Origin of the sequence: Algoriphagus sp. AK58 (genome assembly GCF_014324365.1) — a bacterium.
Lineage (GTDB): Bacteria > Bacteroidota > Bacteroidia > Cytophagales > Cyclobacteriaceae > Algoriphagus.
This window is the reverse complement of record NZ_QEIG01000013.1, coordinates 195,105-218,380: the sequence shown is the minus strand read 5'-3', so window position 1 is coordinate 218,380 and position 23,276 is coordinate 195,105. Positions and strand designations below refer to the sequence as shown.

The following is a 23,276-nucleotide window of genomic DNA, read 5'->3' as shown; positions in this document are numbered from 1 at the left end:
TAAAAGAGTTAATTTGCGGGCAATAATACAGGATAATTCTCACAAAAATCTAAATCTCTCTTCTAAATGCAACTTGTTTACATTTTCGTCATGGCTGCGTGGATGACCGGACTTCATCCCTTTTTTATCTCCCTGACCGAAATGCGGTACAATCCCGAAAGCAAGAAAATGGAGATTGCTCAGAAGATCTTTTGGGATGATTTAGAAGTGGCCTTGGGCAATGAGTTTAAGGAAAAAGTGGATTTTCTCAAGCCCAAGGATAAAGCCAAACTGGAAAGCCAAGTCAAAACCTACTTGCTCAAGCACAATCAGGTATGGGTCAATGGAAAATCGGTGACCCTGACTTACCTAGGCTATGAGGTGGAAGAGGACGCGGCATGGTTTTACCTGGAGTCATCCGTGGCAGAAATGCCTAAAAGTGTAGAGGTTCAAAATACCCTACTAATGAAGGACTTCGAAGGGCAACAGAACATCGTCCATGTCTACGCCCAATCGAAGTCGCCTCGCAGCCTGCTGTTGGGAGAGGGAAAAGAAAAGGGGAAGGTTGAGTTTTAGAGACAAGAGATTAGAGACAAGAAGCAAGACAAAAGCCGCCAGAAACTCAATTCTGGCGGCTTTTTAAATCGGACATCGGACACCCGACATCGGTCATTAAATCTTCTCAAAAATCCTTCTAAAGCTCGTCGCCTCGGCAATTCGACCATGAAGCTCAGCGATGGCAACACGTTCCTGCTCGGTGGTATCCCGATGACGGATGGTCACGGTATTATCTTCCAAAGTCTGATGATCCACGGCGATACAGAATGGCGTACCGATCAAATCCTGACGGGTATAACGCTTGCCAATCGATCCGGAATCTTCATAAATGATGTTGAAGTCGTATTTCAAGGCATCCACGATTTCCTGTGCTTTCTCTGGTAAGCCGTCTTTTTTTACGATCGGAAGAATGGCCGCCTTCACAGGGGCAATTGCCGGATGGAATTTCAGGTAAGTTCTGCTCTTTTCTTCCGTTTTCTCCTCTGTGTAAGCGTTGCAAAGCGTTAACAAGAACAAGCGATCTGCTCCGATCGAAGTCTCGATCACGTAGGGGATGTAATTTTGGTTGATCTCCGGATCGAAGTATTGCTGCTTTTTCTTGGAGTATTCTTGGTGCGATTTCAAGTCGAAATCTGTTCTGGAGTGGATTCCTTCCACTTCTTTGAATCCAAACGGAAACTCAAATTCGATATCCATGGCGGCATTGGCATAGTGAGCCAATTTCTCGTGGTCATGTTTGCGGAGCTTTGCCGCAGGCGTACCCAAAGCCAAATGCCATCTCATCCGCGTATCGGCCCACTTCTGATACCAGTCGAGCTCGGTACCAGGGCGAACGAAGAATTGCATCTCCATTTGCTCGAATTCACGCATTCTGAAGATAAATTGGCGCGCTACGATCTCGTTTCGGAAGGCTTTTCCAATTTGGGCGATACCGAAAGGAACTTTCATTCGGGCCGTTTTCTGCACATTCAGGAAGTTGACAAAAATACCTTGAGCCGTTTCAGGACGCAGGTAAATCGTAGATGCATCTTCGGCTACCGAACCTACTTGGGTAGAAAACATCAGGTTAAACTGACGGACATCGGTCCAGTTGGAGGTACCGGAGATCGGGCATTTGATGCCTTCATTAGTGATCAAATCGCGGACACCGGCTAGGTCTTCGGCTTCCAGCAATCTTGCTAGAGCAGCGGTCAGCGATCTTGCTTTTTCGACTTGGCCTTCATTTTCCAACTTGGCAGCGTGCTCTTCTACCAAGACATCGGCACGGTAGCGCTTTTTGCTGTCCTTGTTGTCGATCATGGGATCGTTGAAGGAGTCCACGTGACCGGAAGCTTTCCAAGTGGTGGGATGCATAAAAATCGCCGCGTCTATGCCGACAATGTTGTCGTGGACGCGAGTCATGGTTTCCCACCAGAGGCGCTTGAGGTTGTTTTTCAGTTCGACCCCATAAGCCCCGTAGTCATACACTGCCTGCAGGCCGTCGTAGATTTCCGAACTTGGGTACACAAAGCCATACTCTTTGGCATGGGAAATAATATCTTTCAATTGGGCGTTTTCGCCCGGGGTTTCTGTCTTTGCCATAGGCCGCAAAAATAAGGAAACAAATTGATTTCAAATGATGAACAAGAACAGGTAAAAAATGGATTAATTTATTTTTTTTCAAAAAAAAACCACAATCCTTGTGGAAATGTGGGCAAAAGGCGCATTTGGTCAAAACTATCTAAAGGTGTATTTGAATCCGATTCCTCCCCTGAGATAGCCATCATGATTATCTGCGAAGACCGGAGCAGCTTCGATAAGGAATCCAAAATTCTTGTTGTCAAAAGGCTTGATCAGTACACCAAATGGAATCGCGAGATAAACATCATCGTGATCATGTTTATGATTTCGGTGGTGGTCACCAAACAGACCAAGCCCAAATCCGAAATAGGCATTCACTTCACTTTTACGGACAAAATTGTATCCCCCCATCAGCTCAAGCCCAAGGTCATCACCTAAACCTAGACGACCCTCACCAAAGAATTCCTTGTCTGTGTCGGAACCGACAGTGATGAAAGTCCGGGTGTTTTGAAAATTTATACCGGCGCTTACCTGAGCTTCGGCCAGTGTAACAATTCCCATGAAAAGGAATAATGAGAAAAGAAGCTTTTTCATAATAGCTAAATGTAAAATTGGTTTCAATTTGTCGTTTGACAAACTTCAAGCCAATCCATCCTACCATTTACCTTCTTCTCTGGAGATTTTTCTTCCTTCTTTGGCGGACTTGAATGAGGATTCAATCAGTTTCAATACCGAAGTAGCCTGATCCAAAGTGACTTCCAGATTGGCTTTGCCAAGAATGGCGTCTGCTATATTTTGATAAAAAATCCGATAGTCACCACGCTCGGTAGGCAATGAGCGGGTTTCGTTTTCCAGGTATAGTTTTCCCCATCGCTCCTCAGGATCCACACCCCAATCTGTGCCTTCAGGCTTTCGACCATCTTTGAAAGCCTGTTCCTGTACGTCTAGGAAATACTTCTGGTAGCTTCCTTTTTCTCCCAAAAGGAGAAATTTTGGGGTGGTCACATTGACCAAAACGCCAGCCGTTACCCTTGCTTTGAAGCCAGGATAAAAAAGTGAAATATCGAAGTAATCATCCGAAACAGCGTTAGTCCGCTGTTTTTGAATATCTGCGAAAATGCTTTCCGGAGCTCCAAAGAGCATTACAATCTGATCGATCAAATGAACCCCCAAGTCGTAGGTAATTCCATTTCCGGGCACCTCTTTTTCCCTCCAATTTTCTGATACTTGCGGTCTAAAGCGATCGAAATGCGACTCCAGATAAACCAGTCTTCCAAGCGTATTTTCAGACACCAATTTTTGTAATGTGCGGAAGTCACCGTCGTATCGTCGATTGTGGAAAATACTGCAAATCAATCCCTTTTCGCTGGCTATACTTTCAAGCTCTTCCGCTTCCCAAGAATTTACCGTCACCGGTTTATCTACCACCACATGTTTTCCTGCCAGTAGGCACTGTTTGGCCATAGGGAAATGAAACTCATTGGGAGTAGTAATGCAGACTAAATCCACAAGATCTGACTCCAAAAGCTCTTCCAAACTTCTGAACGTCCTCACCTTGGGGAATTTTTCCTCACATCGGTTGCCGTGCCGTTCTACTACTGCCACAAAATCTAGGTCAGGGCAAATGTCGATTAGTGGTGCGTGCATTTTTTCGGCTACGGATCCGTAGCCGACAAGTGCTGTCCGAATGGTTGATTTCATACTGGAGTTTATAGATTCATCTCATTAACCTTGTGAACGAGATCCATTCGGGAATTAATCTGAAGTTTTTGATTGATGTTTTTTCGGTGAGTTTCTACCGTTTGGATGCTTAGGCTGAGGGTTTCGGCAATATCTTTATTGATCATTCCTTCGCTGATCATCTTGAGAATTTGTGTTTCTCTCCTTGATAGCCGATATTTTTCTCTGAATGCGTCAAAGAAAGGACTTTGATTGGCCTGTTGGATTACCCGCTCAAAGTTTTTCACATACCTGCCTTCATATACTTCGGTCACCGTAAAAATCAATTCGTCCGGGTCTGCATCCTTGAGGATAAAGGCATCAGCCCCATCTTTCATGGCTTCCTTGAAAATCTTCTCTTCATCATACATTGAAAGTACGATCACCTTGATGTGAGGATGATGTTTTTTACTGTGTTTGAGCACCCCAAAACCATCCACAATTGGCATATTGAGATCTGTGAGAACCACATCTACTTCCTTCTTATCCAAAAATTCCAGCAACTCTCTCCCGTTTGGGAAAACTCCAAGTACTTCAAATCCTGGATGTTCTTCAATCAGACCCTCCAATCCTTTTGCAAAGAGTTTGTGGTCATCTGCCAATGCGATTCGGATCATTCTTTAGGAAATTGGAAAGAGGTTAGTGGGATTAAGTATCTTTAAAAGCCTTTGAAAATAGGCCACTTTAACTAAAAAGGCAAATTTAATGTGATTTGGGTGCCTTTTCCGACGGTGGATGACAGAGAAAAACTGCCTCCGATGGTTTCCATCCGTTTTTTGAGATTGGTCATGCCACTACCTGAGGACTGAATTGAAGTGTCAAAACCATACCCATCATCGGTAATTTCGATTTTTCTGGAGGTTTCATTTTGGAAAACCCGAATCGAAATATGGGATGGGGAAGCATGTTTAATGGCATTGTTGAGACATTCCTGTATGACCCGGATCAACACCAGTTTTTTGTCTTTTGGAAGTTCGTTTAAGGAATGGTCAGAATCAAAAACGGTTTGGCAATACCCGGTAGATTCGATTCGTTGCAGTTGCTGTTTGATAAAGTCATCCAAGGTAATTTCTTCCACCCAATCCAGATTGAGAGTTTTGGAGAGTCCACGGACTTCTTTGATGATTTGATTGATGAATTCCTTGCCTTCAGCCTGCTTTTCCGGTTTGGCTGAGTTGAGATTGAGTTTTGCCAGAGATAGCAACTGACCGATATTATCATGCAGTTCCCGACCTACGTGGGCTAAGGTTTCCTGCTGGATTTCATTTTCTATATTCAGAATGGTTCTCTCGTACTCTGCTTTTAAATTGTCGATTTTCTGACGGTTTTGGACTTGACGCTGCCGATGGAGAACAACCATTGCGACGATGAAAGTCCCCATCAAGGCTGATAAAAATGTCCCAGATATGATCAAAAAGGTAAGTTGGCTGTCTTGTTCAAACATGTTGTAAGGGTTTCTTTTTTGAAAAATTCAAACTTCCTGCAGCCAATTTTAGCATGATACTGAGCAGAATCAAGAGGTAAAGCAACATGGTTAAGCTGGTCAAAGAATCAAAGAGTTTCTCATTATTTAAAGAAAGGTATTCATGAGATACATCTGAAAGGAATGCCAGACTGCTTTGGAAAAGAGTTAAGGTAATGAACCAAAAGATCCACATTTTTAAAGGATCATAATCTAGGTAATATTCGGAAGTGATCATGTCGATGAAAAACAGACCACAGGAAGCGATAATAATGGTGTTTCCTAGAAGGTAAATTATGGGCTGAAAGTGATGGATTGGTTCAATCCCAGTCCATTGAAGTCCTATGGAGATACCCAAAAAAGATACCCATAGCCCAGTAATAGTCTTCTGAAAAGACTTTCTTCTTACATACGGGTGTATAATCAAGAGAAAAAGAACTTTTGAGACATGGAAATTGAAAAGGTTATAAACCCAAAGATTCCAACCTTTGAAAGGCACGTCAAATAGCCATTCGTGTATTTTTTGGTTTAAAGCCTTGTAAGTATTGGTAATCGACGCTAGGTCTTCATAGAAAAAGACCAAAGCCAGTAAGAAGAAGGGAAGGTAATTTTCGCTTTTTACTTTTTTAGACGCTGGTAATACGATAAAAGAAATGATCCCCAATATTCCAATGATGTTGACTATAAGTATGTAGGGATTACCTAGGATCCTATTTATTAGCTCGGTAAACACTGCAATTCAACTAATTATTGACAATACGGGGGGCACATTTGCCCTTTGTTGTAATAAGCAGTGGTTCCATTGGCATCCGAAATATTACTCTGACCCATGTCAGAAGAAGCAGTTAAGACCAAGTTAATCCTTCCAACAAACTCGTCCGGATTCTCTGGATAGTATACTTTAGCTATGCTTTCGGTATATTCGGTAAAATAGATTTTGATTCCCTTCGCTTTTGGATCAGCCAATATTTCTTCCAAGGTTTCTCGATCAAAGAAAATCCAGTCGGTCTGATTATCTACATCACCCTTTTTACCTTTTGCTGCCTTGCCTTTTTTTACTTCCTGATCATATTTCGCCTTCATTTGATCGAAGTCTGTTTTGTTGATTTTCATAAGTTGCTGATAAAAGTTTGTTGGTTCATACTTTCTTTGAATCGAAAAGATACTGGTTAAAAACTTTTCCTGACAAAAAAAGGAGTGAGATTTCTCTCACTCCTTTTCCAAAGATCAACTTTTTAAAATTATGCTACTTTTTTGGTCTCTTTTCCGGCTCCTTCAGCTTCCAGTTCCTTCTTCATCAAGTCCACTACAATCGGAGTCGCAATGTAGATCGAAGAGAAAGTACCTACTGTGATACCGACAAATAGAGCGAAGGAGAAACCTCTCAATACCTCGCCACCAAACAAGAGAAGTACAATCACTACGATCAAGGTAGTGAAGGAGGTGATCAAGGTACGACCCAAAGTTTGATTGATCGAATCGTTGAACACTTTTACCAACTTGGTATTCCCGCGGTTTTCGATGTTTTCACGGATTCGGTCAAATACAATCACTGTATCGTTGATTGAGTAACCGATTACTGTCAAGATAGCGGCCACAAATACCTGATCGATTTCGAACGTAGCTCCGAATGCACTGGCAATCGCAAAAGCTGCAATCACAAACAACGTGTCATGAACCAGGGCGATAATAGAACCCAGGGAGAACTGCCACTTGCGGAATCTCAACAAGATGTACAGGAAGATGGCGATCAAGGCTGCGATCATCGCCTCAGCAGAAGAAGCTTTGATATCGTCTGCCACAGTAGCACCTACCTTGGAAGATCCTGTGATAGAGAATTGCTTATCGCCAAGCTGTTCGGCATTTTCCACATAAGAGAATCCTGTCACGGTTGCAATTCCTTCTTTTACTTTGTTTTCAACCTCTTTATTGGAGGCATCGTCGTCTTCATTGATCAAGTAGGAAGTGGTTACTTTCAAGACATTGCTGGCTCCGTAAGTTTTTACTTCTACCGATCCATCAAATTCACCATCCAATCCAACTTTCAAATCAGAGGGAACTACTGGCTCATCAAACGCTACTACATAAGAACGACCACCAGTGAAGTCCACACCGAACTTCAATCCATTGATAACGGCAATCGCTAAACCGATTACGATGATCGTTGAGGAGGTAATGTAAGCTACTTTTCTCTTGCTCAGGAAGTCGATATTAAGGCTGGAAAGCGCATTCTTGGCGAAAGGAGCGGAGAAATTGATGCTGCTCTTGTCACCTTTCTTGGTCATCCAGGATACGATCACTCGGGTGATAAACACGGAGGAGAAGAAAGAACAAGCGATACCGATCATCAATACAATTGCGAAACCTTTCACTGGACCTTGGCCTAAGGCATACAAAATGGCACCTGTCAAGAAGGTCGTCACGTTACCATCCAAAATAGCAGAAAATGCTTTGTTGTAACCGGCATTGATCGATGCCATCAATCCCACACCATTTCGAAGTTCTTCTTTGATACGCTCAAAAATCAACACGTTGGCGTCAATAGACATACCGATAGTCAAGACGATACCCGCAATACCCGGTAAGGTCAGAGCCGTACCCAACTGTGCCAAGATTCCGAGGATGAAGAAGATGTTGAATACCAAGGCTGCAATGGCTACCAAACCACCTTTAGAATAGTAGGCCACCATGAACAACACAACCAATACCAAGCCGGCAATCATGGAAATGATACCTTGGTTTTGAGCTTCTTTACCTAAAGTAGGTCCGATGATGCTTTCTTCTACGATTTGGGTAGGTGCAGGAAGAGAACCTGACTTTAGAATGTTCGCCAAATCTTGTGCTTCTAGCAGGGTGAAGTTACCGGAGATTTCAGACTGACCGTTAGGGATTTCACCGTTTACAACCGGTGCAGTGTACACGTAGTCGTCAAGGACCACCGCGATTCTTCTACCAACATTCTCAGAAGTGAGTTTTCTCCACTTTCGGGCACCTTCTGCATTCATTTGCATGGATACCGCTGGACGAGACGTCTGATCCAAAGTCTGCCGGGCATCAGTTACCACATCGCCTTCTAGAGGGGCTTGGTCAGTGCCTTTGTTCAGTTTGATCGCATAAAGCTCCAAGAGTTCAGTTCCGTCCTCTGCTTTGGTAGGCTTTACACCCCAAAGAAGTTTTAGATCTCTTGGTAAGAATGACTTGTATCGTTCATTTTTTAGGATTCTATTAATGATGACAGTATCTCTGACATCGTACACAAGTCCATAGTTTGCCTTCATCAAAGAGATCAAAGGAGAAACGCTGTTGTTGGGATTTAGCGGATCGATTTGTTCCAATTGCTTTTCCAACGCATTTCTCAGAGAATCTTCGGGAGAAAGGTTAGCTAGAGAATCAGCACTTGTAGAATCTGAAGCTACAGTTTGAGAAGGGGAAGCCTTTTGATCAGCTACCCAGGTAGTATTGATGGTCTCAATCGCTCCTCCATATTCATTCAATTCAAGCACTTCCCAGAATTGTAGTTTTGCCACCCCTTGGAGCAAGTTTCTTACACGCTCTTGGTTGTCAGCACCCGGAAGTTCGATCTGAATTCTTCCTGAACCGGCAATCCGCTGGATATTTGGCTGAGAAGTACCGAACCGGTCGATACGGGTTCTAAGGATATTAAAGGAACGGTCAATTGCGTTCTCTACCTCTGTGTCAATAATGGCTAAGATGTCTGCATCGGAAGATTCCAAGGAAATTCTTCCTCTGTTGGCAGCGGTAGCAAAGATGCTGCTGAGGTTTTTGCCTGGGTTATTGTTCTGCCAAGCAGAATAAAACAGGTCTACAAACTTTGCATTAGAGGTTTTAGCAGCCTCTCTTGCTTCATCCACAGATTTGTTGAAGGCTTCGTCTTTTGGATTGCCCGCGATTCCTTTTACGATTTCTACAGGAGAAACTTCCAAGGTTACATGCATACCGCCCTGAAGGTCAAGACCAAGTCCAAGTTCGGTCTCTTTTACTTCTTGGTAGGTGAAATCTGCCCCCAAGAAATTGTACACTGGCTGTCTCCAGACAGAGTCGAGGTAAGCTCTTCTTTTGGCAAAGTCTACATTGCCGGAGGCGTCAGTTGCATATTCAGTTGCTTTTTGCTGTACGCCATTGGATACTAATGTGAATGACAGGTAATACAGGCATAGCGCCGTAATAATCACCGTCAAAAACACAATGACACCTTTGTTTTGCATAAGGATAACTAGTTAATTGATAAATAAATACAGAGGATTTACCAGTCCGTAAAAGAACCGGGGTAAGGTATTAAGTGCCGAATTGCTAAGAAATCAGGGCCCTTTGGTAGAAATAATCCGCTCAAAAAGGATCTCAATCAGTTGATTGGGATAAAAAGCAGATACCGCCTGATGGGTAGGAATTTTGAATTCGAAGCTGAAAATCTGATAGATCAGATAAAGCACCGTGTCGGCAACATGCAATACAAAAGGTACTACTGCGTCTACCGCTACATTTAAAAATGTCTGATCAGGATTCTCAGAAGATTGTTCTGAACGAGGTTTTTCTTGATTATCGGGGAGATACTCAACCCCGGATACAAACAGGCAAAATAGCAAAGCCATCAAGACAGAGAATCTCTGCCGAAACATGGTGCTATTTAAAATTCTGTTTTTCATGAGCGGCAAATATAGACAATATTTGAAATTCAAGTCTTTCCGCCTGATTTTTTTGCTCAGGTGTGAGATTTTGCCCGAAGGTAAGTTCGGATCACATCGAGTGCACGATCAAAGCTTTGGTTGTTGGGCACAATCAAATCCGCTTCACTTTTGAAAGGCTCAATGTACTTTTCATAGGTAGGCATCACATGCATTTCATAGCGATAGAGTACATCGTCCAGATCATACCCTCGCTCCACTTTGTCCCGGATGATTCTACGTTTGAGTTTGATGTGGTCTTTGGCATCGATAAAAATCTTCAGGTCCAAGAGATCAGCCAATTCAGGATAATACAAGACAAAAATACCTTCAACCACCACCACGGGGGCAGGGGCGAAAGTCAGCAGTTTTGGCTTTTTGGCGGCATTGTTGAATGTATATTCTTCCCTGAAAACTGTTTCACCATCCTGAATTTTTCGGATGTCATTTGCGTACTGCTCAAAATCAATACTGAAGGGAGTATCGAAGTTATGAATTCCCTGTGCATCCACAGGTTGAAGATGCCGCGGCTTATAATAATTGTCTTGGGAAATAAGACAAACTTCTCCGGGATCAAAACTGCTGAGTAGACGTTCTAAAAACAAGGTTTTTCCAGAGGCTGAACCTCCCGTGATCCCGACGATGAATGGCTTTTTCATTGGCCCCAAAGTTAACTTATTTTTAGCTTGATCTCAGAATTTTCTATGGTTTAGAAATTCAATTAAGGCCTTTACCGCTTTTCCACGATGGGAAATTTCATTTTTCTCTCTCAGGGAAAGCTCAGCAAATGTTCTGTCAAAACCGACCAGCTTAAAAACAGGATCATAGCCAAACCCTCTTTCTCCAACTCGCTGAAGCAGAATTTCGCCCTCGGCAATCCCTTCAAATTGATATTCTTTCTCTTCCAAAATCAAGGCGATAACGGTCCGGAATCGTGCTTTTCGGTTTGTTTTACCCTCCAATTTCTTCAATAGCAAGTCAATATTCCGCTCATCGCTTCGTGGCTCTCCGGCAAACCTGCCCGAGTACACTCCAGGAGCACCATCCAAAGCCTCCACTTCCAGGCCGGTATCATCCGCAAAGCAATCCACTCCAAAGTGCTCTTTCACGTAACGGGCCTTTTGAAAAGCATTGTGATCTAGGGTGTCACCGGTTTCCGGAAGTTCTTCTTCACAACCTATTTCCTGTAAGGAGACGAGTTCAAACTCTGGCCCAAGGGCGGCTTTTACTTCCTCGATTTTCTTTTGGTTGTTGGTAGCGAAGCAAATTTTCATGGAGATTCGGTTTTGACAAAAATGAAAAGTGTATGGCCCTTATCCAAACGTTTTTAATTATCCCGCAAGGGAGCCTTATTTTTTCCTCCTAAATTTCAGCCATGAAAAAGATCACGGTGTACTGCGGTTCCAAGAAGGGAATCAATTCGGTTTATGAAGCTGGCGTAAGGGCCTTAGCTCAGGAAATGATCAAACGGGATCATTCACTGGTCTATGGAGCCGGGCATGTGGGTTTGATGGGAGTGATTGCGGATGAGATGCTCGCTGCGGGCAAAGAAGTTTTGGGCATTATCCCCCAAAAACTAGTCGATCGGGAGGTTGCTCACAAAGGGTGCACAGAGCTGATCATTGTGGAGACGATGCGCGACCGGAAGTGGCTGATGGCCGAGCGGGGAGATGGATTTATTGCCATGCCGGGAGGAATCGGGACACTCGAAGAACTTTTTGAAATCATGACCCTCAATCAGCTTCACTACATCCAAAAGCCCTTGGCGCTTTATAATGTCAATGGGTACTATGACAAGCTGATCACCTTTCTCAATCATGCTATGGAGGAGGGATTTCTCTATCCCGAGCAGGAGGAAATGCTGATTATTTCCGATGATCCTTCGGACCTATTGGATCAAATGGCAGCGTATCAAGCTAGGAGACCGGCAGATTGGTAATGAAAAAGGAAGGTGTTTAGCCTTCCTTTTATGATGGTATTGAGTTTATATTACTAGTGGTGATAAAGCGGTTTAGACCCACCATTTGCCTCCTATTGACCTTTATTCCATCTTTTCCATTGTTACTTTTTGTGGGGCAAAAAGTAACCAAAAACCCTTGACACAGCAAAGCTCCAACCGCACAAGGCCAAACGCTGGCCCGCTGCTGTGTCGGCCCACGCGCCATTCAGAACAGAGTTTTGTAATCAAAAAGGATTTGAATCAGAAATGATAAGGCAAGGTTATGAATCTAAAAACTCTATCCAGACTCTTTTGGAAACCCAAATTTTTCTAATTCTGGATGACTATTACTCCCTCACCCAATTCACTTTTTCCCCAATCGGCTCGCGCTTTCCAGCAGGCCAGTTGTCCGTTGCTGGCTTGGCCACATAAAAGAAGCCCATCAGCATGTCTTCGCCTTCGAGTCCGAAATCCTCCCGAGCTTCTGCCCAGAACGTCGGTCCACCCGTACCCCAATAGCAGGCCAATCCGTGTGCGCAGGCAGTCAGGTACATATTCTGTACCGCCATAGCGGTTGCAGCAATTTCCTCCATTACCGGAATGCCAGATCCTTCGGTTCGCTTCATCAGGATGGCAATCACATGAGAAGCTTTGGTTGGATTTTCTTTAAACTTCTGGTAGGTCGCTTCGATGAATGGAGTACCGTTTTTCTCTGCTCGCATCTTGTACATCTCGGCCTGATAGTCACCAAATTTCTTTAGTCCTTCACCGGTGTATACAATAAATCTCCAAGGTTGGGTAAGCTTATGGGTAGGTGCCCAGTTGGCGTTTTCGAGCATTTCCTCGATGATGGAGTCGTCCACCGGGTCATTTTCTTTGAATTGGGCGACAAACATGGACCGACGTCCACGGATGATTTTGGAAACCTCTTCGGTATTGAATTCGGGTTTTTGCATGGTTTCTAATTTTTCTATTCAAGTCAATTTCGACTTGATTTTGTTCCGTGAAAAAATCTTTTATTTCAACATCCCCTCCAAAAACTTCCTCACATCCTTTGCTAGCGCATCGAAATCCTCTTGTCGGTTGTACATCATGTGGCCGGCTTCATAGTAGGTCATTTCGATTCGGTCCTGAGGGAAGTTGTGTCTTGCGAAAGTGTATTCCGCATCAAAGAACGGGGTGATCAGGTCATAGTACCCGTTGGCTACCAAGACTTTCATTCGTGTATTACGGTGCATGGCTTCGCTCAGAGCTCTTGCAGTGCTCACGTAGCTCGGCTCCCAATAGGCGCCATCGGGCACCGGCTTCCAGTTCCAGCTGCCACCCATGCCAGAAGCCGAAGTGAAATACGGCCGATCCAAAGTCACTTTCAAATCCCGCATCAGATAATCGTTGAAAACAGCCGTGTAGGCCGCACTGGTCATGTAGCTTGCTGGGTCACCCAAAACCGGACCTTCAGCAGCCTTGTCTGTCTCAGTAGCCAAATACCTGCCGTCTAAAGTCCCGATGGCTTTGCCTTCTTCGCGCAGCAATTCTTTTTTGAAGCGATGCATCAGGATTTGATTATCAGAGCGAAGGATATACGCCTTGTCCAATCCGGTGAAGTAAGCTAGTTTTTCGGCAATGGCTTCCTTTTGCGCTGGGGTTTGCTTTTCCCCGAGGAAAAGGGAAGTCAAATAATCTCCGTAGGCAAATTCTCTAGCCTCTTGGGCAAAAGCTTCGATCGTTTTTCCTTTTCCGGCTTTGCCGTGATACCAGGCGGTCACTGCTTGGGAGGGAAGATAGGTGAAAAAGGAGGTCAGGTTATCCGCCCAACTGGACGAACCCGCATAATCCAAAGCCTGAGAAATCAGAATGATTCCATTCAAGGCCATGGTTTGTCCGCCTTCCTCAAGGACCTCAGCCACTTTGGCGGCGCGGGTGGTTCCGAAGCTTTCGCCTGCCATAAATTTTGGTGCCTGCCATCTGCCATGTTGCGTCACCCAAGTCCGCATAAACTGCGCAACAGAAGCCGCATCCTCATTCAATCCCCAGAAATCGGAAGTCTTGCCCACACCTTCTACTTGGCTAAATCCAGTCCCGATCGGATCGATAAAGACTAGGTCGGTGAGATCCAAAAGTGCCTGAGTATTGTCCACAAACCGATAGGGTGCGGCACCATCATCGGTCTTGGCTTCCGAATCGGTTTTCACCACTTTGGGGCCAAAGAATCCCACATGCAGCCATATACTCGCTGAACCCGGACCTCCGTTGAAGATAAAGAGAACGGGCCTTTTGGAAGAATCCACGCCCTCGCGGATATACGAAGTCGACCAAAGTGCTCCCGTCACTTCTCCTTTGGAGTTTTTCAAAAAGGTCTCCCCAACAACCGCTTTGTAGGTGATTTTTTGACCATTGAATGTGCCTGAATGTGTGGTTTCAAACTTTTGAGGATCCCGGGGAACCCACTTGGATTCTGACTTTTCTTCTTGGGAAAAGGTGGAGAAGGAAATTAAAAAAGCGAGGGAAAAGAGTAAATAGTATTTCATGATTAATCGATAATTGCTTGAGAAATATATAGAAATACGGTTGAAATAGCTCCTCCTGCGGAGAATGAAATAAATTGAATACTGGACACCTTCCTCCCATTGAATGTACCAATGAGATTAGCACTCTGAAAATTCGCTAAGTCTATTTCAATTGTATTTCACGTTGCGAAGCAAAGGTTATTTCAACTGTATTTCGCGAAGTCTATTTCAAAAGAAGTTCTGTTTAATAATTGAACCCTAATTTTATTCCCCCATACCAATTCCTCGTCGGGGCAGGCTGATAGAATCGTCCCGCAAAGGCATTCAAGTCATTGCCCAAGGAATAGCTCTCATCCAATAGATTGTCCACTCCGACAAAAAGCTCTAGGTCAAAATTTCCAAGACTTTTCACCCAACCGGCCCTCAGATTAATCAAATTATAGGAGTCCTGATAGACCGTATTTGCATCGTTGAGAGGGATCTCATCCGTAAACTGGTGGGTAAAGTTGAGGTAAATTCCCGGTCTGGTTCTCAGGTCAACTCTGCTGACCAAGTTATGGGGAGGCACTCCGGTCAGGTCATTTCCAGAAAAGTCATTGGTTTGTTTTTTATAGTCGACAAAAGTGAAAAACTGCCCTGTGTAAGCTGTTCCGACCAAGAAGTCTTTGATGAAACCACTCGCATTTCTCAAGATCGCGTAATCCAAAGAAGCTTCAATTCCTTTTTGATCGGTCGAACCGGCATTTCGGAAGAGCACCACGCCATTTTCATTGGTGAAAGTGGTGATCGTTTCGTTTAGTTTGAGGTAGTAGGCGATCAGTTCGAGGTTAAACTTCTCTTTCCCCAGACGATAGCCCATCTCGTAATTCACACCTTTTTCAGCTTCCAAATCCAGATTCAAGCTTCCCTCGTTGGTTCGGACTTCATCGATCGTCGGTGGGGAAAACCCACTGCTGATCGAGCCATACACCGAGCTGAATGGATTTAATCGATAATTAAGCGCGACTCTTGGTACCACAATCGGGTCGAAGGTTCGGGTTTGAAGTCCTGTCGGTCCGCCAGCAGCATCGATTTGTCGGTCAATCTCGTAGCCGGAGAAGTTTTCACTAAGGCCCAAGGTAAAGAGCAACTTTTCGCTCAGATTGAGTTCTGCCTGCTGGAAAAAGAATCCCTGATATGTTCGAAGTTTGTCTGCAAAGCGAACCGTATCGGCCTTTCCTGCTCGGTTTCCAAAGTTTTGAGCATCGGTGATGGCATTTTGAAACTCAGCTCCTGCAATTAGTCGAAGTGCTTTTCCACCCAATTGGGTCTCATGGGTGAATTTAGTCCTAGCCCCATAGCCAAAGCCCAATTCCTTTTTGTAATCCAGAATGAATGGATTTTCGAAGTTGTTGGTGTTGAGGTAAATCGTCGTGTTATTGCTTGTTTTCTCCGAAAAGCGATACAAATGCCCCAAGGAAAGTAAAATCGCCTGTTGAGAAATGGAGCTGTTTTGAGCAACTGAACCCGGTCTTGCTTGCTTTGGGTTGGCGGTCACCTGGGCTTCATTTAGTGCTCCGGGAATCTGGTAATCCAAGTCTGAGATTAGCAATTGGGTGCGGATTTCCTGTTTTTCAGAAACCGGGAAAAACCCTCCCAACTGAAATACCTGCCGATCCACCGCCGAATGCTCCCGATACCCATCGGATTTTTGGCTGACAAAGGAAGCCTCGATTCCACCTTCTCCCATTTGCTGAGAAAGACCCAACCGAAAACGGGAAAGCCCGAAATCTCCAGCCAAAAAGTCGGTGGAAATTCTGTTTTCACTCAAGCTGGGCTGAGAGTATAGCGAAATCGCCCCGCCATTACCCGCTCCATAGATACTTCCAGAGGGTCCTTTGACCACTTCCGAAGTTCGGATATTGGACAAATCGAGCAGATTTAAAGCCGTAGTCCCATCCGGTGAAGTAAAAGGCACCTCATTCCAGTAGACTTTTACATTTCGAACTCCGAAGGGTGAACGAAGCGAACTCCCCCGTATAGACACCCGATAGCTGGCAGGCGCTCTTTCCTCAATGCGAACACCCGCCTTTTGATTGAAGGCATTGACGGGAGAAATCTCATTGAACCGGCTAAAATCTCGCTCCGATACGGTCACCACAGCAGCCGATTGCTCCAAAAGGGGACGCTCGGATTCAAATGCAGTTACCGTTACAGCAGAGAGATTGAGCACGGTTGAGATCAGCTGCACTTCAAATTCACCATTGGAAAAGGTTCTTTCCAAGGTCTCATAGCCTTCGAGGACAAAAGATATTTTCAGGTTTTCTCCGGGAAATGAGACTATTCCGGAAGAGTTGGTTCGGAGGATGGTTTTGTCAGCCTTGACGCGGACATTTTCCAAGGGAAGCCCAGAAATTTGATCGGTGATTTTGAGTTGGATTTGGGCTTGGAGACCGAGAGTAATTAAGAAAAAGAGAAGAGTAATTGCTTTTTTCATGGAGGAAAATTACAAGGAAAGACACTGACAAAAGCCGATTTTCTGCGCAAAGGTTTCCAAACTCAGTTACTGGTCAATTTTTGTTTTCGATTCCCAAGCAAAATCGGTAGGTTTTGAACTTAATTTTCCCTTTATGAAAAAGTATGTTTGGCCACTTTTAGCATTAGGCTTGAGTTTTTGTGCAGAAAAGGCCACCCTACCAGAACCCATTCTACCCATTCCGAACGAACGCCAAATCGCTTGGCAAGAGCTTCAGTATTATGGTTTCGTCCACTTCAATATGAATACCTTCTCCGATCGGGAGTGGGGCTTTGGGGATGAAAAACCGGAGCAGTTCAATCCCACTGCCCTCGATGCCAGACAATGGGCGAGAATCGCTAAGGAAGCGGGAATGAAAGGGCTGATCATTACGGCTAAGCACCATGATGGATTTGTCCTTTGGCCGTCGAAGTACACCGAGCATTCGGTGAAAAACAGTCCTTGGCGTGACGGAAAGGGCGATTTGATCCAAGAATTTGTGGACGCCTGTCGGGAATATGGACTCAAAGTTGGGATTTATTACTCCCCTTGGGACCGAAATCATCCCGACTACGGCAAGCCCGAATACATCACCTACATGCGCAATCAGCTGACGGAGTTATTGACCAACTACGGAGAAATCTACGAGGTCTGGTTTGATGGGGCCAATGGTGGAACAGGCTGGTATGGAGGAGCCAATGAAGAGCGTAAAGTGGATAAATTCAGCTATTACGACTGGCCGACCACGATCGAATTGGTGCGAACCCTTCAGCCCGGCGCCATGCTCTTTAGCGATGCAGGTCCGGATGTGCGTTGGGTGGGGAATGAGCATGGGTTTGCCTATGAAACCACTTGGTCCAACCTGATGAGGGATTCAGTCTATGCGGGCATGCCGGATTTTGACAAATGGGCTACTGGTCAGGAAAACGGGACCCATTGGGTGCCTGCAGAATCCGATGTGAGCATCCGTCCGGGATGGTATTACCATGCCTATGAGGATCACAAGGTGAAAACCTTACCCGAGTTGATGGAAATTTATTATAAAAGCATTGGTCAAAACAGCTCCCTGTTGATCAACTTCCCCGTCGATACCCGAGGTTTAATTCATGAAAAAGACGAAGAGGCTATCTTGAAGATGGCTGCCAAGGTCAAGGAAGACTTTGCGCTCAATCTGGCCAAAGACGCCTCCTTTTCCGCAAGTGCCGATCGAGGCATAGGATACACGGCAGATTTGCTCCAAGACGGGGATTTCAATACCTATTGGACCACACCGGATGGTCAGTTGCAGGCTTCCGTGGAGATGGATTTTGGAAAAACAGTTTCCTTCAATCGCCTGCTTATTCAAGAATTTGTCAATCTTGGGCAACGCGTGAAAGCTTTTTCCCTGGAAAAAGAAGTGAATGGCAACTGGGAAAAAATCGCAGAGGGTACGACCATCGGCTACAAGCGAATTTTGAGATTTGCGGATACGGAGGCCCAGAAAATCCGCATCAACTTCCTTGATGGGAAAGGAATTCCTGTGATTTCGGAAATTGGCGTTTATTCCGCACCTGCTTTGCTTTTTCCTCCTAAAATCACCCGAACCCCTGCTGGAAAAGTAACCATCGAAGCCGCAGAAAGCGACCTGGAAGTCTACTTTACGACGGATGGGTCAGCACCGAAAGCAGGCCAAAATGCTTATTCAGATGCGTTTGACCTCCCAGTGCCTGCTACCATTCAAGCTATTGCGGTAGATCCAAAAACCGGGAAAACTTCCGATCCTGCCCGAGTGGACTTTGACCTAGCCAAAGGCAGCTGGAAAGTGATATCATCCGACACACTTGCCATTCGCTCCATCGATGAGCTGGCTAATTCCTATTGGACCTCAAAAACCAATGACTTGACGATCGATCTGAGTCAGGAAGTGGAACTGAAAGGATTTACCTATCTGCCCATGCAGGCCCGATACCCGAGCGGATACATCGCGGATTATGCATTGGAGGTTAGTGGAGATGGGAAAAGCTGGAAGCGGGTCACCCAAGGAGAATTTTCCAATATCAAAAACAGCCCAATCGAGCAAATCATCAAATTCGATGCGACCAAAGCCCGATTTGTACGGTTGAAAGCCCTTCGGACGGTAGATGGTAATCTGGCAACGGTTGGGGAGTTTGGGGTCATCACCCGATAATCATAGCCTTATAAAATTCAGGTAGGGATTTTTCGATAAAATCCCTACTTTCTCCCCTCAATTGCTATAAACCCAATCTATCGCCTATACTTATGAACAGACGACATGCTTTGCGGCATATTGCGCTGATATCCGGAGGACTTGCCTTGATTCCTTCCTGCGACTTCAGCAAAGACGACATCCTCGCCGCGTACCAAAACCTGAAAGTCACCACCTCACAAAAAGCCCTTCTTGCAGCCATTTCCGATACCATCATTCCAGCTGGTGAAATCAAAGGAGCACTTGATCTCGAAGTGCCTGACTTTATTCTGGTGATGGTCAATGACTGCTTTACCAAGGAAAATCAGGAGAAATTTACGGCAGGTTTGACGGCTTTTCCGGATTATGTACAAAAGACAGCCGGAAAGAAATTCGAGGCCCTTTCCACCAAGGAGAAAGAAGAACTCATCCTCAACAGCACCAAACTCGAAGGTGATGACACGCCTGAGGGAAAAGAGCGGGGAAACATCGCCTACTTCCTCAATTCCACCAAGCGATTTACCATCCAAGGATACATGGCGTCCGAATACATCCAAACTGAAATAATTCCTTATTCCCTTATACCTGGCGAATACAATGGCGCCGTATTGATCACTGACCTACAAAAACCACGCATCAATGGCTAATCTGAATATCCGCAGCAAACAGGAACGAACCTACCAAGCCATCGTCATCGGTTCTGGCATCAGTGGGGGATGGGCTGCCAAGGAACTCTGTGACCTTGGAGTCAAAACCCTTATGCTGGAGCGAGGACGCAATGTGGAGCACATCAAGGATTATCCCACTACCAATATGCTTCCCTACGAATTCCCGCATCGGAATCAGATTCCTCAAGACATTCAGGAAGCCAATCCGGTGATCAGCCGATGTTATGCTTTCCGTGAGGATGCCATGCATTTTTTCGTAAAAGATACCGATCATCCTTACGTACAGGAGAAGCCTTTTGACTGGATTCGAGGCTATCAGGTAGGCGGAAAATCGCTTCTTTGGGCCAGACAGGTGCAGCGTTGGTCTGACTTTGATTTTGACGGGCCGGCACGAGATGGGTTTGCAGTCGATTGGCCGATTCGATACAAAGACATCGAAAAGTGGTACAGCCATGTAGAGAAATTTGCCGGAGTTTCAGGCTTTAAAGATGGAATCGCTCATCTTCCCGATGGGGAGTTTTTGCCGGGTTACGAGTTGAATGTGGTGGAAAAATACTTTGCGGAGCAGCTCAAAAAGCACTACGGCAATGACCGACACATGATCTCTGCCCGCTGTGCGCATATTCATGGCAATGCAGAATTTTACGCCCAGCAAGGTCGGGCCATGTGCCAAAACCGTAACCTCTGTCAGCGAGGGTGTCCGTTTGGAGGCTACTTCAGTTCCAATTCATCGACCATTCCTTGGGCTTTGAAAACGGGCAACTTGACCCTCCGACCTGATGCTGTGGTTCACTCCATCATTTATGATGAGGAAAAAGGGAAAGCGACCGGGGTACGCATCATCGACCGTTTGACCAAGGAAACAGAAGAATTCTATGCCGACGTCATCTTTGTGAATGCCGCAGCGCTGAATACCAATGCGATTTTGCTCAACTCGACATCCAATCGATTCCCGAATGGACTGGGGAATGATAATGGTCTGCTTGGCAAATACGTAGCTTTCCATAATTACAGAGCTAGAGTATCCGGAGAATACGAAGGACATTCCGAATTCACCACTTCTGGAGGTAGACCGACTAGCGGATATTTCCCAAGATTCCGAAACGTGTACAAGCAGGAGACAGACTTCCTCCGCGGGTATGCAGCGGGATTCTCTGCAAGTCGTGGGGTAGGTCCGGATACTAGTGGAATTGGCATGGACTTGAAAAACAGTCTGCTCAATCCGGATAAATATGGTCCTTGGAGAGTGGGTTCCCACATGATGGGCGAGACTATTCCAAAAGAAAGCAATTACGTTGCTTTGGACCCGAACTTGAAAGACGAATGGGGCATGCCTCAGCTCAAAATATCTGTTGACTACGACGATAACGATGAGAAAATGGTCAAAGACTACATCGAGCAGATGACGGAGATGTTTACCAAAGCAGGATTTACCAATATCCAATCCAGCGACAGCAAGCAAGCGCCGGGCTTGGATATTCACGAAATGGGCGGGGTACGTATGGGTAAGGATCCCAAAACTTCTTTGCTCAACGCAAACCATCAGTTGCATGCTGTTCCCAATGTTTACGTGACCGACGGGGCTTCCATGACTTCCACTGCGACCCAAAATCCATCCTTGACTTATATGGCTTTTGCGGCAAGAGCAGCGCATCATGCGGTGGCAGAAAGCAAAAAGTAAAGTCTGAAATCAGAAGTTAGAAATCAGAAAGCTGAAAAATGGCTCAAGTCGAGAGATTTGGGCTTTTTTGTTTTTAAAAAGGCAATTTCCCCAAATCCACATTGCCTCCGGATAGAATGATTCCGACTTTTTTACCGGCAAACCGTTCCTTATTTGCTAGTAAAGCCGCCAAAGGAACCGCACAGGAAGGTTCGATCACGATCTTCATTCGCTCATAGACCAGTCGCATAGCTTCGATGATCTGCGGGTCGGTGGCAAGCAGGATGTCATCTACGTACTTTTGGATCAATTCAAAATTCAACTTGCCTAGTGAAGTCAAGAGCCCGTCGGCGATGGTGTTTGGGCCCGTTTGCGGGATGATGTGACCGGCATGAAAAGAACGATAGGCATCGTCAGCACCTGCCGGTTCCCCTGCGATAACTTCGATCTCAGGATTTAGGTAATGGGCTGTCAAAGCTGTTCCCCCCAAAAGTCCGCCACCTCCTACCGGGGCCATGACAATATCGAGATCGGGTTGGTCTTCCAAAAGTTCGAGCGCGCAAGTGGCTTGTCCTTCGATCACATCCATGTAATCATAAGGAGGAATAAAGGTCGCTCCGGTTCGTGCTACGACTGCTTCGAGGGTTGTTTCCCTTGCTTTGAGGTTGGGTTCGCACTCGATGATTTCTCCTCCATAGCCTTTGACTGCTTTCTTTTTGATCTCGGGAGCATTGGAAGGCATCACGATGTAGGAAGGAATTCCTGCCACACTTGCGGCACGTGCTAGGGCGGCGGCATGATTACCGGAAGAGTGTGTCGCAACTCCTTTGGCTCTTTCCTCTGGGGACAGTTTCATCACTGCGTTGGCAGCTCCTCGGGCTTTGAAAGCACCGACTTTCTGGAAGTTTTCGCATTTAAAATAGATCTCGCAACCGGCAATATCATTGATCGCGGTAGAGGTCATGATTGGGGTGCGGTGGATAAACGACTGGATGCGGGCATGCGCCGCTCGGATATCAGAGAGGGTCGGGAAATTCATGGGTTAAAGATAGGGGAAGGGAAACAAAGTGGAAATACTGTTGAAATACAATCGAAATACACTTCGCTTCGCTTCGTGAAAAATTGAAAACCTGAGATTCAATCGGCTCAAAAACTTCAAAAAATTAGGTAAATACGGCTCAATATTATTAGGATTTGAGCCGTATTCCTTGCGACCATGAGCCGATCAAAACTATTTCACCCTGATTTATCGGGGTTTATTTCCATAGTATTTCAACTGTGTTTCCATTTATCCCTTCCACTTAAAGCTTTTCTCATCAATCGCGCGCATCGTGCATAGCACCCCGTCAAGGTGATCGTATTCGTGTTGGATCAATTCAGAGATCGCTCCGTCCACAGTCCAGCTTTGTTTTTCCCAGTTTTCATCCCAGTATTCCAGGGTCAGACTCTGGTGGCGCTTTACTTTCACCAGCAGATTGGGAAAACTCATGCAGTCGTCCCACAGCTCAAAAAGCTCTTCACTAAGCCCTTTTAGTTCGGGATTGAGAATGATGTAAGGCCGATCCAGATTGAGGTAAAACATCCGCTTCATAATGCCCAACTGAGGAGCCGCGATTCCTCTTCCAAACCCATACACCCGACGGATATCCTCCATGGCTTCATGAAGCTGTTGAGTCCATTCGGGAACCAAGGGAAGATCAGATTTTTGAACTGGTTCGCAGACTTCATAGAGTCGAGGATCGCCAAGTTTGAGAATGTCGTGGATGGTTTTCATGGTGCTAAAATAAATATGCTTTGCGAAACACATTAGAAATAAACCTCCCTTCGGTCGGTGAAATAAGTTAGAATGGTTTTTTCTCCTAA

21 protein-coding genes are annotated in these 23,276 nt (G+C 45.3%); 5 read left to right on the top strand and 16 right to left on the bottom strand.

Annotated elements, in window-relative coordinates; translation table 11 throughout:
- The first annotated feature begins 66 nt into the window (after positions 1 to 66).
- Complete coding sequence (locus DDT91_RS13060) at positions 67 to 555, top strand: DUF6702 family protein (RefSeq protein ID WP_187176629.1); 489 nt, start codon at positions 67 to 69, stop codon at positions 553 to 555.
- A 96-nt stretch (positions 556 to 651) separates the two neighbouring features.
- On the opposite strand, the gene DDT91_RS13055 is transcribed toward DDT91_RS13060, so the two are convergent.
- From DDT91_RS13055 to DDT91_RS13005, 11 genes are all read right to left on the bottom strand, one after another.
- Positions 652 to 2,118 carry a glycine--tRNA ligase gene (locus DDT91_RS13055; RefSeq protein ID WP_187176628.1) on the bottom strand — a complete coding sequence of 489 codons (1,467 nt, stop codon included), beginning with the start codon at positions 2,116 to 2,118 and terminating at the stop codon, positions 652 to 654.
- Positions 2,119 to 2,253: 135 nt separating this feature from the next.
- Positions 2,254 to 2,691, bottom strand: coding sequence for an outer membrane insertion C- signal (locus DDT91_RS13050; protein WP_187176627.1), 438 nt, complete (start codon positions 2,689 to 2,691; stop codon positions 2,254 to 2,256).
- A gap of 60 nt (positions 2,692 to 2,751) precedes the next feature.
- Positions 2,752 to 3,798: an oxidoreductase gene (locus DDT91_RS13045; RefSeq protein WP_187176626.1), complete on the bottom strand. Its 1,047-nt coding sequence runs from the start codon at positions 3,796 to 3,798 to the stop codon at positions 2,752 to 2,754.
- Positions 3,799 to 3,806: 8 nt separating this feature from the next.
- The gene (locus tag DDT91_RS13040) at positions 3,807 to 4,433 is read right to left on the bottom strand and encodes a response regulator transcription factor (RefSeq protein WP_187176625.1); all 627 of its coding nucleotides are present in this window, start codon (positions 4,431 to 4,433) and stop codon (positions 3,807 to 3,809) included.
- A 71-nt stretch (positions 4,434 to 4,504) separates the two neighbouring features.
- Positions 4,505 to 5,260, bottom strand: a complete 756-nt coding sequence (locus DDT91_RS13035) for a sensor histidine kinase (protein WP_187176624.1) — start codon at positions 5,258 to 5,260, stop codon at positions 4,505 to 4,507.
- Entirely contained in the window at positions 5,253 to 6,011 is a 759-nt protein-coding gene (locus tag DDT91_RS13030; protein WP_187176623.1) for a hypothetical protein, read from the bottom strand. Before DDT91_RS13030 ends, DDT91_RS13035 begins: the two co-directional genes overlap by 8 nt.
- A 14-nt stretch (positions 6,012 to 6,025) precedes the next feature.
- Positions 6,026 to 6,391 (bottom strand): molecular chaperone DnaK, encoded by a 366-nt coding sequence (locus DDT91_RS13025; RefSeq protein WP_187176622.1) that lies wholly within the window; start codon positions 6,389 to 6,391, stop codon positions 6,026 to 6,028.
- 128 nt (positions 6,392 to 6,519) lie between these two features.
- Positions 6,520 to 9,504, bottom strand: coding sequence for a protein translocase subunit SecDF (gene secDF / locus DDT91_RS13020; protein WP_187176621.1), 2,985 nt, complete (start codon positions 9,502 to 9,504; stop codon positions 6,520 to 6,522).
- Positions 9,505 to 9,597: 93 nt separating this feature from the next.
- Complete coding sequence (locus DDT91_RS13015; RefSeq protein ID WP_187176620.1) at positions 9,598 to 9,942, bottom strand: hypothetical protein; 345 nt, start codon at positions 9,940 to 9,942, stop codon at positions 9,598 to 9,600.
- Between the two features lie 56 nt (positions 9,943 to 9,998).
- Complete coding sequence (udk, locus tag DDT91_RS13010) at positions 9,999 to 10,619, bottom strand: uridine kinase (protein ID WP_187176619.1); 621 nt, start codon at positions 10,617 to 10,619, stop codon at positions 9,999 to 10,001.
- A 33-nt stretch (positions 10,620 to 10,652) separates the two neighbouring features.
- Positions 10,653 to 11,234: a non-canonical purine NTP diphosphatase gene (locus DDT91_RS13005; RefSeq protein ID WP_187176618.1), complete on the bottom strand. Its 582-nt coding sequence runs from the start codon at positions 11,232 to 11,234 to the stop codon at positions 10,653 to 10,655.
- A gap of 101 nt (positions 11,235 to 11,335) precedes the next feature.
- On the opposite strand from DDT91_RS13005, the gene DDT91_RS13000 reads away from it, so the two are divergent.
- Positions 11,336 to 11,899 (top strand): TIGR00730 family Rossman fold protein, encoded by a 564-nt coding sequence (locus DDT91_RS13000; protein ID WP_187176617.1) that lies wholly within the window; start codon positions 11,336 to 11,338, stop codon positions 11,897 to 11,899.
- Between the two features lie 347 nt (positions 11,900 to 12,246).
- On the opposite strand, the gene DDT91_RS12995 is transcribed toward DDT91_RS13000, so the two are convergent.
- From DDT91_RS12995 to DDT91_RS12985, 3 genes are all read right to left on the bottom strand, one after another.
- Positions 12,247 to 12,855, bottom strand: a complete 609-nt coding sequence (locus DDT91_RS12995) for a nitroreductase (protein ID WP_187176616.1) — start codon at positions 12,853 to 12,855, stop codon at positions 12,247 to 12,249.
- Between the two features lie 60 nt (positions 12,856 to 12,915).
- Positions 12,916 to 14,427, bottom strand: coding sequence for a S10 family peptidase (locus DDT91_RS12990; protein ID WP_187176615.1), 1,512 nt, complete (start codon positions 14,425 to 14,427; stop codon positions 12,916 to 12,918).
- Positions 14,428 to 14,650: 223 nt separating this feature from the next.
- Complete coding sequence (locus DDT91_RS12985) at positions 14,651 to 16,882, bottom strand: TonB-dependent receptor domain-containing protein (RefSeq protein WP_187176614.1); 2,232 nt, start codon at positions 16,880 to 16,882, stop codon at positions 14,651 to 14,653.
- Positions 16,883 to 17,015: 133 nt separating this feature from the next.
- Between DDT91_RS12985 and DDT91_RS12980 the strand changes: the two genes are divergently transcribed.
- The 3 genes from DDT91_RS12980 (at position 17,016) to DDT91_RS12970 (ending at position 21,434) form a co-directional block, all read left to right on the top strand.
- A complete protein-coding gene (locus tag DDT91_RS12980; RefSeq protein WP_187176613.1) occupies positions 17,016 to 19,067 on the top strand; it encodes an alpha-L-fucosidase in 2,052 nt (683 codons plus the stop codon).
- Positions 19,068 to 19,159: 92 nt separating this feature from the next.
- Positions 19,160 to 19,732, top strand: coding sequence for a gluconate 2-dehydrogenase subunit 3 family protein (locus DDT91_RS12975; RefSeq protein ID WP_187176612.1), 573 nt, complete (start codon positions 19,160 to 19,162; stop codon positions 19,730 to 19,732).
- A complete protein-coding gene (locus tag DDT91_RS12970) occupies positions 19,725 to 21,434 on the top strand; it encodes a GMC oxidoreductase (RefSeq protein WP_187176611.1) in 1,710 nt (569 codons plus the stop codon). Before DDT91_RS12975 ends, DDT91_RS12970 begins: the two co-directional genes overlap by 8 nt.
- Before the next feature lie 73 nt (positions 21,435 to 21,507).
- On the opposite strand, the gene DDT91_RS12965 is transcribed toward DDT91_RS12970, so the two are convergent.
- Positions 21,508 to 22,452 carry a pyridoxal-phosphate dependent enzyme gene (locus tag DDT91_RS12965; protein ID WP_187176610.1) on the bottom strand — a complete coding sequence of 315 codons (945 nt, stop codon included), beginning with the start codon at positions 22,450 to 22,452 and terminating at the stop codon, positions 21,508 to 21,510.
- 249 nt (positions 22,453 to 22,701) lie between these two features.
- Positions 22,702 to 23,187 carry a peptide deformylase gene (locus DDT91_RS12960; protein ID WP_187176609.1) on the bottom strand — a complete coding sequence of 162 codons (486 nt, stop codon included), beginning with the start codon at positions 23,185 to 23,187 and terminating at the stop codon, positions 22,702 to 22,704.
- Positions 23,188 to 23,276: the final 89 nt, after the last annotated feature.

Excerpts from the sequence above, each read along its gene's own strand:
- DDT91_RS13060 (WP_187176629.1), top strand. The coding sequence starts at position 67 with ATGCAACTTGTTTACATTTTCGTCATGGCTGCGTGGATGACCGGACTT.
- DDT91_RS13055 (WP_187176628.1), bottom strand. The coding sequence starts at position 2,118 with ATGGCAAAGACAGAAACCCCGGGCGAAAACGCCCAATTGAAAGATATT.
- DDT91_RS13050 (WP_187176627.1), bottom strand. The coding sequence starts at position 2,691 with ATGAAAAAGCTTCTTTTCTCATTATTCCTTTTCATGGGAATTGTTACA.
- DDT91_RS13045 (WP_187176626.1), bottom strand. The coding sequence starts at position 3,798 with ATGAAATCAACCATTCGGACAGCACTTGTCGGCTACGGATCCGTAGCC.
- DDT91_RS13040 (WP_187176625.1), bottom strand. The coding sequence starts at position 4,433 with ATGATCCGAATCGCATTGGCAGATGACCACAAACTCTTTGCAAAAGGA.
- DDT91_RS13035 (WP_187176624.1), bottom strand. The coding sequence starts at position 5,260 with ATGTTTGAACAAGACAGCCAACTTACCTTTTTGATCATATCTGGGACA.
- DDT91_RS13025 (WP_187176622.1), bottom strand. The coding sequence starts at position 6,391 with ATGAAAATCAACAAAACAGACTTCGATCAAATGAAGGCGAAATATGAT.
- secDF (WP_187176621.1), bottom strand. The coding sequence starts at position 9,504 with ATGCAAAACAAAGGTGTCATTGTGTTTTTGACGGTGATTATTACGGCG.
- DDT91_RS13015 (WP_187176620.1), bottom strand. The coding sequence starts at position 9,942 with ATGAAAAACAGAATTTTAAATAGCACCATGTTTCGGCAGAGATTCTCT.
- udk (WP_187176619.1), bottom strand. The coding sequence starts at position 10,619 with ATGAAAAAGCCATTCATCGTCGGGATCACGGGAGGTTCAGCCTCTGGA.
- DDT91_RS13005 (WP_187176618.1), bottom strand. The coding sequence starts at position 11,234 with ATGAAAATTTGCTTCGCTACCAACAACCAAAAGAAAATCGAGGAAGTA.
- DDT91_RS13000 (WP_187176617.1), top strand. The coding sequence starts at position 11,336 with ATGAAAAAGATCACGGTGTACTGCGGTTCCAAGAAGGGAATCAATTCG.
- DDT91_RS12995 (WP_187176616.1), bottom strand. The coding sequence starts at position 12,855 with ATGCAAAAACCCGAATTCAATACCGAAGAGGTTTCCAAAATCATCCGT.
- DDT91_RS12990 (WP_187176615.1), bottom strand. The coding sequence starts at position 14,427 with ATGAAATACTATTTACTCTTTTCCCTCGCTTTTTTAATTTCCTTCTCC.
- DDT91_RS12985 (WP_187176614.1), bottom strand. The coding sequence starts at position 16,882 with ATGAAAAAAGCAATTACTCTTCTCTTTTTCTTAATTACTCTCGGTCTC.
- DDT91_RS12980 (WP_187176613.1), top strand. The coding sequence starts at position 17,016 with ATGAAAAAGTATGTTTGGCCACTTTTAGCATTAGGCTTGAGTTTTTGT.
- DDT91_RS12975 (WP_187176612.1), top strand. The coding sequence starts at position 19,160 with ATGAACAGACGACATGCTTTGCGGCATATTGCGCTGATATCCGGAGGA.
- DDT91_RS12970 (WP_187176611.1), top strand. The coding sequence starts at position 19,725 with ATGGCTAATCTGAATATCCGCAGCAAACAGGAACGAACCTACCAAGCC.
- DDT91_RS12965 (WP_187176610.1), bottom strand. The coding sequence starts at position 22,452 with ATGAATTTCCCGACCCTCTCTGATATCCGAGCGGCGCATGCCCGCATC.
- DDT91_RS12960 (WP_187176609.1), bottom strand. The coding sequence starts at position 23,187 with ATGAAAACCATCCACGACATTCTCAAACTTGGCGATCCTCGACTCTAT.